Origin of the sequence: Bradyrhizobium sp. LA2.1, from assembly GCF_040547725.1 — a bacterium.
Lineage (GTDB): Bacteria > Pseudomonadota > Alphaproteobacteria > Rhizobiales > Xanthobacteraceae > Bradyrhizobium > Bradyrhizobium barranii.
On sequence record NZ_JBEPQI010000025.1, the window covers coordinates 41,473 to 58,226 of the forward strand.

The 16,754-nt window shown below is 65.9% G+C and carries 17 protein-coding genes; 11 read left to right on the forward strand and 6 right to left on the reverse strand.

What is annotated here, in order from left to right:
* The first annotated feature begins 76 nt into the window (after positions 1-76).
* From ABIB95_RS36030 to ABIB95_RS36040, 3 genes are all read left to right on the forward strand, one after another.
* Positions 77-997 (forward strand): peptidylprolyl isomerase, encoded by a 921-nt coding sequence (locus ABIB95_RS36030; protein WP_063980581.1) that lies wholly within the window; start codon positions 77-79, stop codon positions 995-997.
* A gap of 100 nt (positions 998-1,097) precedes the next feature.
* Positions 1,098-2,339 (forward strand): bifunctional glutamate N-acetyltransferase/amino-acid acetyltransferase ArgJ, encoded by a 1,242-nt coding sequence (gene argJ / locus ABIB95_RS36035; RefSeq protein WP_014490418.1) that lies wholly within the window; start codon positions 1,098-1,100, stop codon positions 2,337-2,339.
* Between the two features lie 11 nt (positions 2,340-2,350).
* Positions 2,351-2,761 (forward strand): (deoxy)nucleoside triphosphate pyrophosphohydrolase, encoded by a 411-nt coding sequence (locus tag ABIB95_RS36040; protein WP_028159577.1) that lies wholly within the window; start codon positions 2,351-2,353, stop codon positions 2,759-2,761.
* Positions 2,762-2,900: 139 nt separating this feature from the next.
* On the opposite strand, the gene ABIB95_RS36045 is transcribed toward ABIB95_RS36040, so the two are convergent.
* Positions 2,901-3,737: a methyltransferase domain-containing protein gene (locus ABIB95_RS36045; RefSeq protein WP_354246729.1), complete on the reverse strand. Its 837-nt coding sequence runs from the start codon at positions 3,735-3,737 to the stop codon at positions 2,901-2,903.
* Positions 3,738-3,879: 142 nt separating this feature from the next.
* On the opposite strand from ABIB95_RS36045, the gene ABIB95_RS36050 reads away from it, so the two are divergent.
* From ABIB95_RS36050 to ABIB95_RS36065, 4 genes are read left to right on the forward strand one after another with little or no spacing between them, the layout of a single operon-like run.
* On the forward strand, positions 3,880-4,689 hold the full coding sequence (locus ABIB95_RS36050) for a ComF family protein (protein WP_354246732.1): 810 nt from the start codon (positions 3,880-3,882) through the stop codon (positions 4,687-4,689).
* A gap of 35 nt (positions 4,690-4,724) precedes the next feature.
* A complete protein-coding gene (gene grxC, locus ABIB95_RS36055) occupies positions 4,725-5,000 on the forward strand; it encodes a glutaredoxin 3 (protein WP_063980577.1) in 276 nt (91 codons plus the stop codon).
* Positions 4,997-5,875 (forward strand): carbon-nitrogen hydrolase family protein, encoded by an 879-nt coding sequence (locus ABIB95_RS36060; protein WP_354246735.1) that lies wholly within the window; start codon positions 4,997-4,999, stop codon positions 5,873-5,875. Before grxC ends, ABIB95_RS36060 begins: the two co-directional genes overlap by 4 nt.
* Positions 5,872-6,354, forward strand: a complete 483-nt coding sequence (locus ABIB95_RS36065; RefSeq protein ID WP_063980575.1) for a DUF1178 family protein — start codon at positions 5,872-5,874, stop codon at positions 6,352-6,354. The genes ABIB95_RS36060 and ABIB95_RS36065 overlap by 4 nt, the downstream gene beginning before the upstream one ends.
* On the opposite strand, the gene ABIB95_RS36070 is transcribed toward ABIB95_RS36065, so the two are convergent.
* The 3 genes from ABIB95_RS36070 to ABIB95_RS36080 all read right to left on the reverse strand — a co-directional run bounded on the left by ABIB95_RS36070 (position 6,351) and on the right by ABIB95_RS36080 (position 8,780).
* Entirely contained in the window at positions 6,351-7,250 is a 900-nt protein-coding gene (locus tag ABIB95_RS36070; RefSeq protein WP_354246738.1) for an EamA family transporter, read from the reverse strand. The two genes, ABIB95_RS36065 and ABIB95_RS36070, sit on opposite strands and share 4 nt — an antisense overlap.
* Before the next feature lie 274 nt (positions 7,251-7,524).
* The gene (ubiG, locus tag ABIB95_RS36075; RefSeq protein ID WP_071908492.1) at positions 7,525-8,298 is read right to left on the reverse strand and encodes a bifunctional 2-polyprenyl-6-hydroxyphenol methylase/3-demethylubiquinol 3-O-methyltransferase UbiG; all 774 of its coding nucleotides are present in this window, start codon (positions 8,296-8,298) and stop codon (positions 7,525-7,527) included.
* Positions 8,299-8,312: 14 nt separating this feature from the next.
* Complete coding sequence (locus ABIB95_RS36080; protein ID WP_354246742.1) at positions 8,313-8,780, reverse strand: PH domain-containing protein; 468 nt, start codon at positions 8,778-8,780, stop codon at positions 8,313-8,315.
* Between the two features lie 174 nt (positions 8,781-8,954).
* Between ABIB95_RS36080 and ABIB95_RS36085 the strand changes: the two genes are divergently transcribed.
* The 3 genes from ABIB95_RS36085 to prfA all read left to right on the forward strand — a co-directional run bounded on the left by ABIB95_RS36085 (position 8,955) and on the right by prfA (position 13,910).
* Positions 8,955-10,211, forward strand: coding sequence for an aspartate kinase (locus ABIB95_RS36085; protein WP_063980571.1), 1,257 nt, complete (start codon positions 8,955-8,957; stop codon positions 10,209-10,211).
* A gap of 288 nt (positions 10,212-10,499) precedes the next feature.
* Positions 10,500-12,767, forward strand: a complete 2,268-nt coding sequence (gene ptsP / locus ABIB95_RS36090) for a phosphoenolpyruvate--protein phosphotransferase (RefSeq protein WP_354246745.1) — start codon at positions 10,500-10,502, stop codon at positions 12,765-12,767.
* A 57-nt stretch (positions 12,768-12,824) separates the two neighbouring features.
* Positions 12,825-13,910, forward strand: a complete 1,086-nt coding sequence (gene prfA / locus ABIB95_RS36095) for a peptide chain release factor 1 (RefSeq protein WP_354246748.1) — start codon at positions 12,825-12,827, stop codon at positions 13,908-13,910.
* Positions 13,911-13,918: 8 nt separating this feature from the next.
* On the opposite strand, the gene ABIB95_RS36100 is transcribed toward prfA, so the two are convergent.
* Positions 13,919-14,389, reverse strand: coding sequence for a MarR family winged helix-turn-helix transcriptional regulator (locus ABIB95_RS36100; protein WP_063980568.1), 471 nt, complete (start codon positions 14,387-14,389; stop codon positions 13,919-13,921).
* Between the two features lie 112 nt (positions 14,390-14,501).
* A complete protein-coding gene (locus ABIB95_RS36105) occupies positions 14,502-15,119 on the reverse strand; it encodes a hypothetical protein (protein WP_354246751.1) in 618 nt (205 codons plus the stop codon).
* A 249-nt stretch (positions 15,120-15,368) separates the two neighbouring features.
* Here ABIB95_RS36105 and ABIB95_RS36110 point away from each other — a divergent pair, with 249 nt between their 5' ends.
* Positions 15,369-16,703 carry a substrate-binding protein gene (locus ABIB95_RS36110; protein WP_354246754.1) on the forward strand — a complete coding sequence of 445 codons (1,335 nt, stop codon included), beginning with the start codon at positions 15,369-15,371 and terminating at the stop codon, positions 16,701-16,703.
* The last annotated feature ends 51 nt before the right edge of the window (positions 16,704-16,754 follow it).

Genomic DNA, 16,754 nt, shown 5'->3' on the forward strand with positions numbered 1-16,754 from the left:
CGTTGCCAAGCCCCCCTGAATTGGGCGAGTGTCCGCCCCGCTAGAGCAGCCCCCTGCTTCAACAAAAGGATTTTCCATGACCACCTCGTTCCCGGTAACCAAAACCGGCCTGCGCTTCGGCCTCGCCACCGCCCTCGTGGGCTGCCTTGCGTTGGCGCTGATCGCGGGTCCCGGCCGGGCTGCCGACGATCCGGTGCTGGCGAAGGTCAATGGCGCGGAAATCAAGAAGAGCGACGTTGCCATGGCCGAGGAGGAACTCGGGGCGAGCCTCGCCCAGATGGACCCGGCGACCAAGGACGAGAACGTGCTGTCCTTCCTGATCGACATGAAGATCGTCAGCAAGGCTGCCGAGGACAAGAAGGTCGCCGACGGCGACGAGTTCAAGAAGCGCCTGGCGTTCGCCCGGAACCGCCTGCTGATGGACAGCCTGCTCGCCAACGAGGGCAAGGCCGCCACCACCCCCGACGCCATGAAGAAGGTCTATGAGGAGGCCTCCAAGCAGATCACCGGCGAGCAGGAGGTGCGCGCCCGCCACATTCTGGTCGAGACCGAGGACGAGGCCAAGGCGGTGAAGGCCGAGCTCGACAAGGGCGCCGATTTCGCCGAGCTCGCCAAGAAGAAGTCCAAGGATCCGGGCTCCGCCGATGGCGGCGACCTCGGCTTCTTCACCAAGGAGCAGATGGTGCCGGAGTTCTCGGCCGTGGCCTTCACGCTGGAGCCGGGCAAGATCTCCGATCCCGTGAAGTCGCAGTTCGGCTGGCACATCATCAAGGTCGAGGAAAAGCGCAACCGCAAGGCGCCGGACTTCGAGCAGGTCAAGGCCCAGATCGAGCAGTACGTCACCCGCAAGGCCCAGGCCGACTACGTCGCCAAGCTCCGCGCGGAAGCCAAGGTCGAGCGGACGGACCAGCCGGCAGCGGATGCCAAGCCGGATGCCAAGCCGGCCGACCCTGCCAAGCCGTCCGACAGCAAGATGGCGCCCCCCGCGAAGAAGTAAGAATTCGCTGTCACTTCGCGGACGCCAATAGTATCTAACGTCGCAATGGCCGGGCAAATGCCCGGCCATCTGCATATCCAGACCTCACCAAGGCGCCCCGATGTCCTCCTCCGTCTCCCCGCTCGCCCCCAAAACTGTCCCCGACATGCCCGTGATCGCGGGCGTCCGCCTTGCGACGGCCGAAGCCGGCATCCGCTACAAGAACCGCACCGACGTGCTGCTGGCGGTAATGGACAAGGGCACCGCGGTCGCGGGCGTCTTCACCAGGTCGAAATGCCCCTCCGCGCCGGTGGAATGGTGCCGCGCCAAGCTGAAGGGCGGCAAGGCGCGCGCGCTGGTGGTGAATTCCGGCAACGCCAATGCATTCACCGGCAAGACCGGGCGCAGCTCCACCGCGCTGACCGCGAAGATCGCGGCCAAGGCGGTCGGATGCAGCGAGGGCGAGATCTTCCTGGCCTCGACCGGCGTGATCGGCGAGCCGCTGGACGCGACCAAGTTCGACGGTGTGCTCGGCCGGCTGGCCGAGACTGCCGAGCCCGGCGACTATCTCGCCGCGGCCAAGGCGATCATGACCACCGATACCTTCCCCAAGGTCGCGACCGCAACCGTCAAGCTCGGCAAGGCCAAGGTCACCATCAACGGCATGGCCAAGGGCGCCGGCATGATCGCGCCCGACATGGCGACGATGCTGTCCTTCATCTTCACCGACGCGCCGATCGCACCCGCCGCCCTGCAAGCCCTGCTCAAGAGCGGCGTCGAGGACACCTTTAACGCGGTGACGATCGACGGCGACACCTCGACCTCGGACACGCTGCTGGCCTTCGCCACCGGCGCCGCCGCCGAGCACGGCGCGCCGAAAATCAGCCGGGCCAGCGATCCGCGCCTGAAGGCCTTCGTGAAAGCCTTCAACCAGGTGCTCGCCAATCTCTCCGAGCAGGTCGCCCGCGACGGCGAGGGCGCGCGCAAGCTGGTCGAGATCACCGTGGAGGGCGCCAAGACCAAGGCGTCGGCGCGCAAGATCGCGATGTCGATTGCGAACTCGCCGCTGGTCAAGACCGCGATCGCCGGCGAGGACGCCAATTGGGGCCGCGTGGTGATGGCGGTCGGCAAGGCCGGCGAGCCGGCCGATCGCGACAAGCTCTCGATCTCCTTCAACGGCATCCGCGTCGCCAAGAGCGGCGCGCGCGATCCGTCCTATGACGAGGCGCAGGTGTCGGAAGCGATGAAGGCCCCGGAAATCGCCATCAAGGTCTCGCTCGGCCTCGGCAAGGGCCGCGACCGCGTGCTGACCTGCGACCTGACGAAGGAGTATGTCGCGATCAACGGGGATTACAGGTCTTAAACCGAACGCCGATGGCCGATCTCAAACTGACATTGGTGGTGGCCTGCGCGCTCGTCGACGCCGACAAGCGCGTCCTGATCGCGCAGCGCCCGGAGGGCAAGACGCTTGCGGGCCTCTGGGAATTCCCCGGCGGCAAGTGTGAGCCCGGCGAGCGGCCGGAGCAGAGCCTGATCCGCGAGCTGCATGAAGAGCTCGGCATCACCGTCGCCGAACCGTGCCTGGCGCCGTTGACCTTTGCGAGCTACGGCTACGAGACCTTTCACCTGCTGATGCCGCTTTACATCTGCCGGCGCTGGGAGGGGCTGGTCACCCCGCGCGAAGGCCAGACCCTGGCCTGGGTCCGCGCCAACAAGCTGCGCGACTACCCGATGCCGCCCGCGGACATTCCGCTGATCCCGCATCTGATTGATTTGCTGATGTGAGTACGGACCTCATCCCGAGGAGCGCGGCACGCGCGTCTCGAAGGATGGCCACACGGCAAGAGCGGGGCCGGCATGGTTCTCGCGGCGATGCGAAGCATCGTCCGCTAAGCGCGCCTTACGCGCCTCCTCACCATGAGGATCACTCCTTCCCCGCCTTCTTCACCGCCTCCGCCAGGCTCGCTTTCGCCGACCCGGGCTTGAGCGGCTGCTGCTGGCTTGCATGCGGGGCCCAGCCGGAGAGCCAGATGATGTCGAATGTCGCGCGGATGCGGCCGTCGGCATCCGCAAAGCGTTCGGCGTAGATCTCGGCCATCCGCAGCAGCGTCGCGCGGGGCGTCGGCGTGCGTCGCCGCTCGATCAGCACATTGGCCGCGCCCATGCGGCGGAGATCCTGCATCAACGCAAACGCATTGGCGTAGCGCACCACGACACGGTCGACATCGGTGACCGGAAGCGCAAAGCCCGCCCGCTGCAACAGCGCGCCGACGTCGCGCAGATCGGCGAACGGGGCCACGCGCGGCGACACGCCGCCCTCGCATTCCGCCTCCGCCGCGGCAAAGGCCTGGCGCAACTCGGTCAGGCTGTCGCCGCCGATCATCGCGGCGAGCAGCAATCCGTCCGGCTTCAGCGCACGCCGCACCTGCGCAAGCACCCCCGGCAGGTCGTTGACGAATTGCAGCGCCAGCGCCGAGACGACGAGGTCGAGACTTTCCGGGGCAAAGGGCAGTTTTTCCACGCCCGCTTCGTCGAGCGCGATCCGCTGGAGTGATGGCAGCCCCGTGAGCCCCTCTCCGGGTGTCCAGAGATCGGCCGCAGCATGAAACTCCCGCATCACGGCGGCCAGCCGGTCGGTCATGTCCTCTGCAACACGATCGAGCAGGAATGTCACCTCGCCCTGCGCATGTGCGCGCCGCTGCCGCGCATGCAGCAATGCGCGATCGAACAGAGCGGGCGGGGGTTGCGGGGTCTGGGCCATGCCGCTGGTTACGCCGATCCAAGTCGTTCTGGCAATCGCTCTCGTGTCCCGGGCGCGGTGCGGCACGCAGTGACGCTGCGCAGAGCCGGGACACGAGACCGAGTCACTTGAGCCCTCGCAAGCGGAACGCTAGCCTCTCCTCATGGAAGCCGACGCCGCCCCCACCCGCTCCATCGCCGCGCCGCTGCGTGCCGCGTGGACGGCCGGCCGCCACGTTCTGTCGCGCGCCGCACGGCTCGCGCTCGACATTGCGCTGCCGACATTGTGCGTGTCCTGCCGGGAGCCGGTCGATGGCGAAGGCGTCTGCGCGGCCTGCTGGGCGCGGCTGTCGTTCATCGAACGGCCCTACTGCCCGCGCCTCGGCATTCCCTTCGTCTATGATCCCGGCCCCGAGATGCTGTCGATGGAGGCGATCGCGAGCCCGCCGGCCTACCAGCGTGCACGCGCGGCGGTGCGCTATGACGACGTCGCGCGCACGCTGGTGCATGCGCTGAAATACCAGGACCGTACCGATCTGGCGCCGGCCATGGGCCGCTGGATGGCGCGGGCAGGCGGCGAGCTACTGACCGAGGCCGACATGCTGGTGCCCGTTCCCCTGCATTGGCGCCGGGCGTGGCGGCGCCGCTACAACCAGTCCGGGGCGCTGGCGCGCATCATCGCGCGGCAGAGCGGTGTCAGGGTGCGCGGCGAAGTGCTGCGCCGGGTGCGTGCGACTGAGCAGCAGATTGGCCTGTCGCGGACCCAGCGCGCCACCAATGTGCAGGGCGCATTCCAGGTATCCCTCGACCGCCAGGCGGAAATCCAGGGCCGCCGCATCGTCCTGATCGACGATGTCCTGACCTCGGGGGCGACGCTGGACGCCTGCGCGCGGGCCCTGCTCCGCGCCAAGGCGGCCCAGGTGGACGTGCTGGTGTTCGCCCGGGTTGTCGAGAGCGGCCCCCGTCCCATATAATTCAATGACTTCATGACATGAGAGCGCCACACGACATGACCGACGCTGTCGAAATCTACACCAGGCCGGGCTGTGGCTATTGTTCCGCTGCCAAATCGCTGCTGACCCGCAAGAAGGCAACCTTCACGGAGTTCGACATCGCCAGGAACCCGTCCTGGCGCGAAGAGATGTACGACCGCGCCGGCGGGGGCTCGACTTTCCCGCAGATCTGGATCGGCGGAACCCATGTCGGCGGTTGCGACGAGCTCTATGCGCTCGACCGCGAGGGCAAGCTCGACGGCCTGCTCGAAAGCGTAAAGGCGGTGTCATGAGCGAGGATCGCACCTTCACCGCCGCGATGATCCAGATGCGCACCGGCCTGATGCCCGAGCCGAGCCTCGCGCAGGCCACCAGGCTGATCCGGCAGGCTGCGGCCGATGGCGCCGATTACGTGCAGACGCCCGAAGTCAGCAACATGATGCAGCTCAATCGCAAGGCGCTGTTCGAGCACCTCCAGAGCGAAGAGGACGACACCTCGCTAAGGGCCTATTGCGCGCTCGCGGCCGAACTGAAGATCCACATCCATGTCGGATCGCTGGCGCTGCGCTTCTCGCCGGAGAAAGCAGTCAATCGGTCCTTCCTGATTGGCCCCGAGGGCAATGTGCTCGCGAGCTACGACAAGATCCACATGTTCGACATCGAGTTGCCGGACGGCGAGAGCTATCGCGAATCCGCCAATTACCAGCCGGGCGAGACCGCCGTGATCTCCGACCTGCCCTGGGGCCGCGTCGGGCTGACGATCTGCTACGACGTGCGCTTCCCGGCGCTCTACCGCGCGCTGGCCGAGAGCGGCGCGTATTTCATCACGGTGCCCTCGGCCTTCACCCGCAAGACCGGTGAGGCGCACTGGCATATCCTGCTGCGCTCGCGCGCGATCGAGACCGGCTGCTTCATCTTCGCAGCGGCACAGGCCGGCCTGCACGAGAACAAGCGCGAGACCTATGGTCACTCGCTGATCATCGACCCCTGGGGCGAGATCCTCGCCGAGGGCGACGTCGAGCCCGGCATCATCATGGCCAAGATCGACCCGGCCAAGGTCGAGACCGCCCGCCGCGCGATCCCCTCGCTTCAGCACGGCCGCCGCTTCGGCGTCGCCGATCCCAAGGCCGGGCCGGACCATCTTCACCTCGTGCGGGGATCGGCATGATCCGCTACGCGCTCCACTGCGACCGAAGCCACGCATTCGAAAGCTGGTTCCAGAGCTCGTCGGCTTATGATTCGCAGGTGAAGCGCAAGCTCGTGACTTGCCCGATCTGCGGCTCGGCCAAGGTCGAGAAGGCGATCATGGCCCCGCGGATCATCGGCAAGAAGGGCCGCGGACGGGCGACGCCGCCGCCGGAGCCGGCTTCAACGCCTGCGCCCGAGGCCGCGCCGTCGGGACCGACCTCGCTGATGATGGCGCAGGAGCGCGAGTTGCGCGCCAAGCTCAAGGAGCTGCGCGATCACATCGTCAAGAACGCCGACAATGTCGGCGAGCGTTTTGCGAACGAAGCCCGCGCGATGCATTACGGCGACAAGGAGCACCGTCCGATCTATGGCGAGGCTTCGCCCGACGAGGCAAAGTCGTTGATCGACGAAGGCATCGAGGTGTCGCCGCTGCCGACGCTGCCGGAAGATAGGAACTAGGCCCCCACCAGCACCGCAACGCCAACGACGATCAACGCGATACCAAAAATCTCGCGCGGCGCGATCGGCTGATTGAACGAGTAATACGCCACGCCTTGCGCGAACAGCACCTCGATCAAAGCGAGCGTGCGGACATTGGCGGCGGCCGTCAGCGCGAAGGCCAGGAACCAGAATTGCGAGGCGAACGCGCCCATGAAGCCGGCGAGCAGCGACGGCTTCCACAATCCCAGGATCGACTGGAGCACCTTTGGCGCGCGCCAGAGCAGATAGATCGTCAGCACCAGCGTCTGCACGAACAGACCGAGCACCAGCGTGAACGACGCCGCCGTCACGAAGGAGACATCAGGCACGTTGATGATCGCGCCGCGAAAACCGACCGCTGACAACGCGAACGCCGCAGCCGCGACGAGACCGGTGATGGTCGGCTTCAGCTCGGCAAAGCTCTTCTCGCCGCCGGGCCGCAGGGCCGTGATGACAACGCCGACAGTCGCGATCACGATCGCCAGCACCTTGAGCCAGGTGAGATGATCGCCGAGGAAGACGAAGCCGAAAATCGCGGTCTGGATCGCCTCGGTCTTGAGGTAGGCCGTCGTCACCACGAAGGAGCGATCGTTCATCGCGAGCAGCATCAGCCCGGTCGCAACGATCTGGCTGAGCGCCCCGAGCAGCAGCCAGGGCCAGAACACGGTCGGCGGCATGCCGAGGTGATCACCGGTCGCGACCAGCACCACGCCCAGAAACAGCAGCGAGAACGGGAAGCCGAACAGGAAGCGGATATTGGTCGCGCCCCAGGTCCCCAGCGGCTTCGTCAGCGACCGCTGCATCGCATTGCGCGCGACCTGGCCTAACGCAGCAATGACGGTGAAGGGAATCCAGAGGCTGGCGATGGTAAGCATGCGGGTGGAGCGGTAGGAGGGGAAGCCGTGGCCAACCTGCCGCTAGCGGCGAAGCAGGTCAATCACGCCCACGTCATGGGTGCGATGCTCGCGCAACAAATTCGGTGTCGTCCCTGCGAACGCAGGGACCCATACCGCGGAATCTGTCGGTTGCGCCGCGGTGGTAGACGCGCGGGTCGGCAGTCTTCGCCAAACTGCTCCCTGGGGGTATGGGTCCCTGCGTTCGCAGGGACGACACCGTTTGTGGAGAAACAGCTCGCACCCTACTCAGTCCTCACACCATCCCTTCCGCTACGACCATGTAGTTCACGTCCATATCCGACGAGAGGGTCCATTTGTCGGCGAAGGGTGAGTAGACGACGCCGGTCTGCTCGGTGATGACGAGACGGTTGTCCAAAAGATACTTCGTCAGCTCGTCGGGGGTGACGAACTTGTTCCATTCATGGGTGCCGCGCGGCAGCCAGCGCAGGACGTATTCGGCGCCGACGATGGCGAGCGCAAAGCTCTTCCAGTTCCGGTTCAGCGTCGAGACCACCATCAGCCCGTTCGGCTTCAGCAGCGCCGCGCAGCGCTTGAGGAAAACGCCGACATCGACGACGTGCTCGACCACTTCCATCGCCAGCACGATGTCGAAGCGCTCGCGCGGGTCGATCTCCTCGACCGTGGTGCAGCGGTAATCGATCGACAGATGGCTCTTGTCGGCATGCAGTTTCGCGGCGGCGATGTTGCTGACCGAGGGATCGACGCCGATGACCTGGGCACCGAGGCGCGACAGCGGCTCGCACAACAGGCCGGCGCCGCAGCCGATGTCGAGCACGCGCAGGCCGCCGAGGCAGTTGAGGCTGCGCACATTGCGCTCGAACTTGCGGCAGGCGGCGTCGCGGATATAGCCGAGCCGCAACGGGTTGATCCGATGCAGCGGGGCCATCTTGCCATTGGGGTCCCACCACTCGGCCGAAAGTTTCGAGAATTTCGCGATCTCGGCGGCGTCGACGGTCGAGCCCGGCTGGGCGGTGGCGGTTGCGGAAGTATTTTGCTGCATGCTCATGGTTAGGCGCGGTCCTACCGCGTGGTGATCGAACTACGGAAGGCGAGCGGCGTGTCGACGGTCGTGATCTTTTCGATCCCCTCGCCAACGCCGCGAATCGTCACGTCGCCGTAGTTGAGAATACGTCCAAGAATCGACTGGTCGACGTCGACACTCTCGACCTTGTCCAGCGCCATTTCAAAGGTCCGGCGCTTGATGAACCCCGTCTTGTGCACAACCCGCAAGTTGGTGACGTCGGTCTCGGTCGTGAAGCGATGGAACCAGCCCCTGATGGTCCAGTAAAGGGCGGCCAAAGCCACGACGCCGGCGGCTATGAGGCACAGCACCCTGAGGCCATCGGCCGTGGCCTGCGGCATCAGGACGAGAAAGGCGAGAGCCACGATCCAGGCCACGATGGCCGGAAAATAGAAGATCCAGTGCGCATTGGTCGAATACAGCACCCGCTCGCCCGGTTGCAGGATCTCGTCGATATAACGCGCCATGATCTCGGTTAACCCATACCCCCAAGCCAGACCTTAGGTCGGACCTTACCCTGCCCCCGCAGGAACCCGCTTGCCCCCGGCCCCGCCGCTATGTATACGCGCGGTCGGTGTCCGCCGGCACCCGTCCGGTGCGGGTCACCATACTGATCCTTATGAGGGAATGCACGCGTCGTCATGAGCCGCCTCGTGATGAAATTCGGCGGCACGTCCGTCGCCAATATCGAACGTATCCGCAACGTCGCACGCCATGTGAAGCGTGAGGTCGACGCCGGCCATGAAGTGGCCGTGGTCGTCTCGGCGATGTCCGGTAAAACCAACGAGCTGGTGGCCTGGTGCACCGAGGCCTCGCCGATGCACGACGCGCGCGAATACGACGCCGTTGTCGCCTCCGGCGAACAGGTGACGTCGGGCCTGCTCGCCATCGTGCTTCAGGGCATGGGCATCCAGGCCCGCTCCTGGCAGGGCTGGCAGATCCCGATCAAGACCAGCGACGCCCATGCCTCGGCCCGAATCGAGGACATCGACGGCAGCGAGATCATCAAGCGCTTCCGGGAGCGCAAGGAGGTCGCGGTCATCGCCGGCTTCCAGGGCATCAACCCCGAGACCAATCGCATCACCACGCTCGGCCGCGGCGGCTCCGATACCTCGGCCGTGGCGATCGCCGCCGCCGTCAAGGCCGACCGCTGCGACATCTACACCGACGTCGACGGCGTCTACACCACCGACCCGCGAATCGTGCCGAAGGCCCGCCGCCTCGACAAGATCGCGTTCGAAGACATGCTGGAACTGGCCTCCCAGGGCGCAAAAGTGCTCCAGGTCCGCTCGGTGGAACTCGGCATGGTCCACAACATGCCGATCTTCGTCCGCTCGAGCTTCGACAAGCCCGAGGATATCGACCCGCATGCCAACCAGCCGCCCGGCACGCTGATCTGCAGCGAGGAGGAGATCATGGAAAGCCACGTCGTCACCGGCATCGCCTTTTCGAAGGACGAGGCCCAGATCTCGGTACGCCAGATCGAGGACAAGCCCGGCGTGGCAGCGTCGATCTTCGGCCCGCTGGCGGATGCCAACATCAACGTCGACATGATCGTGCAGAACGTCTCCGAGGACGGCAAGACCACCGATCTCACCTTCACGGTGCCGGCGGCCGACTACACCCGTGCCAAGGACACGATCACGGCCGCCAAGGGCAAGATCGGCTATGCCCGGCTCGATACCGCCACCGACGTCGCCAAGATATCGGTAATCGGCAGCGGCATGCGCAGCCACGCCGGCGTCGCCGCCCAGGCGTTCTCGGCCCTCGCCGGACGGAATATCAACATCCGGGCCATCACAACCTCCGAGATCAAATTCTCGGTTTTGATCGACACCGCCTATACCGAGCTTGCGGTGCGCACCCTGCACACGCTCTATGGTCTCGATCAGGCCTAGACGAATTTTCTCTTAGCGGTCGCAGCAAACGCGAAGGTGTACACACCTTCGCGTTTGGCAGGCGTTTTGCTTGGCAAAACAAGCCTCAATTCGCTATACGGCGAACAGGGTGGGCTGCCGCAGACTGTGTCCCAGTTCAGGCGGCGCTGATTCGGTGCAAGCGCTAAATCTTGAGTAGATTTGTGTTTGTGCCTGCGCCGGACGAACAATTTGGTTGTTTTTCTGGAATTTTGGGCCAGCCGCCGGCCGATACCGCCGGGCCAGGCAGACGGAGGAGATTGACGGTTCATGCGGAGCGCGTCGGGAGGTCCCCGCGTCTTGTTGAGACGGCTCCGCGAAACCATGGCGGAGCAGGTCTCGGCCCAGGAGCGGCTGGACAAGATCGTGGTGCTGATCGCCGCCAATATGGTGGCCGAGGTGTGCTCGGTCTATGTGCTGCGCATCGACAACACGCTCGAGCTCTACGCCACCGAAGGCCTCAACCGCGAGGCGGTGCATCACACCGTGCTGAGCGCCCATGAGGGCCTGGTCGGCCTCGTCGCCAGCGAGGCGACCCCGCTCAACCTCAGCGACGCGCAAAGCCACCCGGCCTTCTCGTTCCGCCCGGAGACCGGCGAAGAAATCTACCATTCCTTCCTCGGCGTGCCGATCCTGCGTGCCGGTAACACGCTCGGCGTGCTGGTGGTGCAGAACCGCGCCAAGCGCAATTATGTCGAGGAGGAGCTCGAGGCGCTCCAGACCACCGCGATGGTGCTGGCGGAGCTGATCGCCTCCGGCGAATTGTCTGCGCTGGCCCAGCCGGGCCAGGAGCCTGCCGCGCGCCATTCGGCGCAGAAGGTCGGCGCCATCCTCTCGGAGGGCATTGCGCTCGGCCATGTCGTGCTGCACGAGCCGCGCGTCGTCATCAAGGACTACATCGCCGAGGATCTGCCGAAGGAGATCAAGCGGCTCGACACCGCGCTCGCCAAGCTGCGCGCCGATCTCGACCGCATGCTGGAGCGTGGCGACGTTGCCGAGGGCGGCGAGCACCGCGAGGTGCTGGAAGCCTATCGCATGTTCGCCAACGACCAGGGCTGGTCGCACAAGCTGCATGAGGCGGTCGCCACCGGCCTCACGGCGGAAGCCGCCGTCGAACGCGTGCAGTCCGACACCCGCGCGCGCATGCTGCGCTCGACCGACCCTTATCTGCGCGACCGGCTGCACGATCTCGAGGATCTCGGCTACCGCCTGATGCGGCAGCTGGTCGGCCAGGATCATGCGCCGTCGCGTGAGCAATTGCCGGACAACGCCATCGTCATCGCGCGCGCAATGGGCCCGGCGGCGCTGCTCGACTACGACCGCAAGCGCCTGCGCGGCATCGTGCTGGAGGAAGGCACCGCCAACTCCCACGTCTCGATCGTGGCCCGCGCGCTCGGCATCCCCGCGGTCGGCGAAGTCCCGAACGCGCCCGGCATCGCCGATCCCGGCGACGCCATCATCGTCGACGGCACCTCGGGCTCGATCTATGTGCGCCCGTCGCAGGAGGTCGAAGCTGCCTTTGCCGAACGCGTGCGCTTCCGCGCCCGCCGCCAGGCGCAATACCTTGCGCTGCGCGACCGTCCCTGCGTCACCAAGGACGGCCAGAAGGTCGAGCTGATGATCAACGCAGGTCTTGCGATCGACCTGCCGCATATCGAAGACACCGGCAGCGCCGGCATCGGCCTGTTCCGCACCGAGCTGCAATTCATGGTGGGGCAGAGCCTGCCGCGCACCAGCGACCAGCTCGCGCTCTATCGCACGGTGCTGGATGCTGCCGGCACCAAGCCCGTCACCTTCCGCACCCTCGACATCGGCGGCGACAAGGCACTGCCCTATATGGAAGCGGTGATCGAGGAGAATCCCGCACTCGGGTGGCGCGCGATCCGGCTTGGCCTCGATCGCCCCGGCCTGCTGCGCGGCCAGATCCGCGCGCTGCTGCGCGCCGGCGGCGGCCGCGCGCTGCGCATCATGTTCCCGATGATCTCGGAGGTCGCGGAGTTCGACTCGGCGAAAGCGCTGGTCGAGCGCGAGCTGACCTACCTGCGCCAGCACGGCCACACGCTGCCGGAGCGCATCGACATCGGCACCATGGTCGAGGTGCCCGCCCTGCTCTACCAGCTCGACGAGCTCCTGAAGAAGGTCGACTTCATCTCGGTCGGCTCCAACGATCTGTTCCAGTTCCTGTTCGCGGTCGACCGCGGCAATGCCAAGGTTTCCGAGCGCTTCGACACCATGTCGGCGCCGATCCTGCGCGTGCTGCGCGAGATCGCACAGAAGTCCAACGCGGCAAAGAAGTCGCTGTCGCTCTGCGGCGAGATGGCCTCCAAGCCGATCGGCGCACTGGCGCTGATCGCGATGGGCTATCGCTCGCTGTCGCTTTCGGCGACGGCGCTCGGTCCGGTCAAGGCGATGGTGATCGATCTCGACGCCAAGAAGGCCGAAGCGATGCTCGGCCCGCTGCTGGACGCGCCCTCCGGCAGCGTCTCGATCCGGCAGAAGCTGACGGAATTTGCCGAGGCCGAAGGCCTGGCGTTGTAGCGGGCCTGTCGCCCCCTCCCGCCGCCTCGCCCTCTTCCGCCATTTGAGACTGAACCGATGTCGTCACTCCCCGAAGCCAAACTGGACGTCCTGCTCGCGCATCACGCCTCGCTCGAGGCCGAATCGCTCGGCCAGCTCGCCTCCGAACGCTATGTGCAGATCACCCGCGAGCTCGCCGAGCTCACCCCGCTGATCGAGGCGGTGAAGGCGTATCGTTCTGCGGTCAAAGAACTCGTCGACACCGAGGCGCTGATCGCCGATCCCGCGACGGATGCCGAGATGCGCGGCATGGCGGAAGCCGAGCGCGACGAGCTGGCGCCTAAGATCGAAGAGCTGGTCCAGAAGATTCGTGTCGCGCTGCTGCCCAAGGACGCCATGGACGACCGCAACGTGGTGCTGGAAATCCGCGCCGGCACCGGCGGCGATGAGGCCTCGCTGTTCGCCGGCGATCTGTTCCGGATGTACGAGCGCTTCGCCAGCTTGCAGGGCTGGAAGGTCGAGGTGATCTCGGCCAGCGAAGGCACCGTCGGCGGCTACAAGGAAATCATCGCGGAGGTCCAGGGCCGCGGCGCGTTCTCGAAATTGAAATTCGAATCCGGCGTGCATCGGGTGCAGCGCGTGCCCGACACCGAGACGCAGGGACGCATCCACACCTCCGCGGCGACGGTCGCCGTGATGCCGGAGGTCGAGGAGGTCGACGTCGATATCAAGAACGACGATCTGCGGATCGAGACCATGCGTGCGCAAGGCGCCGGCGGCCAGCACGTCAACAAGACCGAATCGGCGATCCGTATCACCCACATCCCGACCGGTATCGTGGTGATGATGCAAGACAGCCGCTCGCAGCACAAGAACCGCGCCTCCGCCATGAACATCCTGCGCTCGCGCATCTACGACGCCGAGCGCCAGCGCGTCGATGCCGCCCGCTCGGCCGAGCGCAAGGAGAAGGTCGGCTCCGGCGACCGCAGCGAGCGCATCCGCACCTATAATTTCCCGCAAGGCCGCGTCACCGATCATCGCATCAACCTGACGCTCTACAAGCTGCCGCAGGTGATCGCCGGCGAAGCGCTCGGCGAACTGACCGACGCGCTGACCACCGAGCATCAGGCCGCACAGCTCGCCGCGCAAGGCGCAGCCGCCTGAACCGCGCCTCAGCGCGCTTTGGCCCGGAACGATCGCAGGATCCTGGCCAGGGCGGGTGCGGCGGCACCCAGCTCGTCCAGGTGAATGCGCGAGAGCGATCGCAGCTTCTGCTCGCCCTTTGCCGTCAGCCTGACCAGGACGCGTCTTGCGTCCTGCGGATCGGCTTCCCGGCCGATCAGCTTCAGCTTCGCCATGCGATCCACCAGCTCCACCGCGGTATGGTGCCGGATCAGGAGGAAGCGCGCGATGTCGCCGACGCTTGCGCCGTCGGGGGCGGCCAGCCCCTTGATCGCCAGCAGCGCCTGATGCTGCTGCGGCGTCAACCCGGCACTCTGGGCCGCGGCTTCGCTGAACGCCAGGAAGGTCCGGAGCTGATAGCGGAACTGTGCAAGCGCCGCATAGTCGGCCTCGCGCATCGCGCCGCCCTTTGAGGGCGCCGCGGACGCAGGACGCGTCGTCTTCCGCTTAGATTGAGTCATTCCTGCCTGCGACGTCAAGCCCGCCGCTGAAGCGGACGGTCGCTGCCGAGACTAGCAAGGAAGGACAGGCGGAACCAACCGAGCAGCGCCGCGGATGCACAAATATCGGGGCCTATTCGAAACTGGAGAGCAGGATCTTCACCAGGATGACCTGAAACGCGATCGGGATGCGAACGCTCTTCCGCCTGATCGAACGCTGCAGCGCGCTGGCGATCTCGGCGCTGGTCAAGGCCCCGGCCGACGCATTGGCAATCAACTCCGCCCACATCTGCGACAGCGAGCCGCCGGGCGGGATCACCGGCTTGATGGTCACGCCGCAGCCTTGTGCCCAATCCACGATCTCCCGCATCGTGTGAGGTCCGCAGTTGCGCGCGGTCGCAAGGCGCTCGGCCGTCAGCGCGAGCAGCAACTCGCGCGATGGCAACCAATTCCCCTTCGGCGGCTGTTCGCCGGTGAGCTCCACCGCAAGCTCCTTCAGAACATTCTGTGCACGCACGCTCAGCTTCTGCATCGGGCCGGGCGCGCGCTTGGCCTGGACGGCGCCGACGACGGGTCCGCGCCGGCCGGCTGACCGGCTGCGCGGCTCGGACACGCGGGAGGCATCGCCCGACTGCGGCGCCGCGCGCTGGTCGCTGCCCTCCCCCGCGGGCCACGCGGCCTCCGGCCGCTCCGCCTCCTGCGGCCAGGATCGTCGCTTCCGGGCACCCGCCACTGTCGTCTGCCGCGCCATTTCTCTCGCCGAACCCGCCAGCCTCGTACTCACAAAGACTAATATATATCGTGATCCGATATGTTTTCACGTGATAATTTTCGTCGTTCGACCAAAGACGAAATTGACAGAAAGGCTTCGCAAGCAATGCTTAGGGCCAAGAGCTACACGCGGATGTGACGTGCCCGGCGCAGCAGGCCAGCGAGGTCGGCTGGCCGGACAGGTCGTGCTTGCGCCTGCAAACAAGAACGATGTTCGGAGGAAACGACCATGACTGACGATCTCATCCGCCGCGGCCTCTCGCGCCGTGGCCTGCTCCAGACCACAGCTAGCCTCATCGGCGCCTCGATGCTGCCCGCGATGCCGGCCTTTGCCGAGGACAAGCCGGCGATCGGCTCGTATCCCGCCGGAGTTTCGGGTTCCACCGCCTTCATCGGAATCTCGGTCCCGCGCACCGGCACCTACGCCGTGCAGGGCGAGGACGAGCTCAAGGGCTACCAGCTCGCGATCGAGCACATCAACAGCGGCCACGACCTGATCAAGAAGATTTCGCCGAAGACCAGCAAGGGCGTGCTCGGCAAGGAGCTGAAGTTCGGCGTCGCGGATTCCGCAGCCAAGCCGAACGAGGCGGTGCAGGCGCAGCAGCGCTTCATCAGCGAGAACAAGGCGATCATGATCACCGGCGGCACGTCGAGCGCCGTCGCGGTCGCGCTCAACAAGCTCGCGCAGCGCGAACACGTGCTGTTCGTGTGCGGCATTTCCGGCTCGAACGACACCACCGGCAAGGACTGCGTGCGCTACGGCGTCCGTCAGAACTTCTTCGGCCAGACCGCGGCAGCCGCGATCGGCCCGGTGATGGTGCGGGAGTTCGGCAAGAACAAGAAGGCCGCCTACCTGACGCCCGATTACACCTACGGCCACACCGTCACCAAGTCGATGCAGGACTTCCTCGCGACTGCGGGCTGGACGACGGTGACCAACCAGGTCGCACCGCTCGGCGCGCCCGACTACTCCTCATATCTGCTGAACGTCGCGAATTCCGGCGCCGACGTGCTCATCAACGTCAACTGGGGCCACGACGCGGTACTGTCGACCCAGCAGGCCAAGCAGTTCGGCGTGCTCGACAAGATGAAGCTGGTCGTTCCCTACCAGGTGCCCTTCATCGCGCGCGAGACCGGCGGCCTGATGCAGGGCGTCTACGCCGCCACCGACTATTGGTGGACGATCGAGGACAAGTTCCCGCTCGCCAAGATGTTCAACGAGGCCTTCGAGAAGAAGTACGGTTACAAGCCCGAATGGGGCGCCGAGAACGCCTATGTCAGCTTCGCGCACTGGGCCCACATGTGCGAGCTGGCCGGTAGCTTCAATCCGCCCGACGTGATCAAGGCCTACGAGAAGGGCGAGACGATCCCCTCCCTGGTCGGCGACGTACACTACCGCCCCGAAGATCACCAATGCGTCCGCCCGGTGATCATCGTGAAGGGCAAGCAGCAGAAGGACATGAAGAACAAGGAAGACTGGTACGACGTCGTCGAGATCGTCCCAGGTGAAGGCCTGATGCAGAAGCCGGACGCGTTCGGCTGCCATCCCGGCGATTACAGCTGAGCCCGCGCTAACCCCTGTGACGCCGCGGGCTCACTCTGGTCCTGCGGCGTC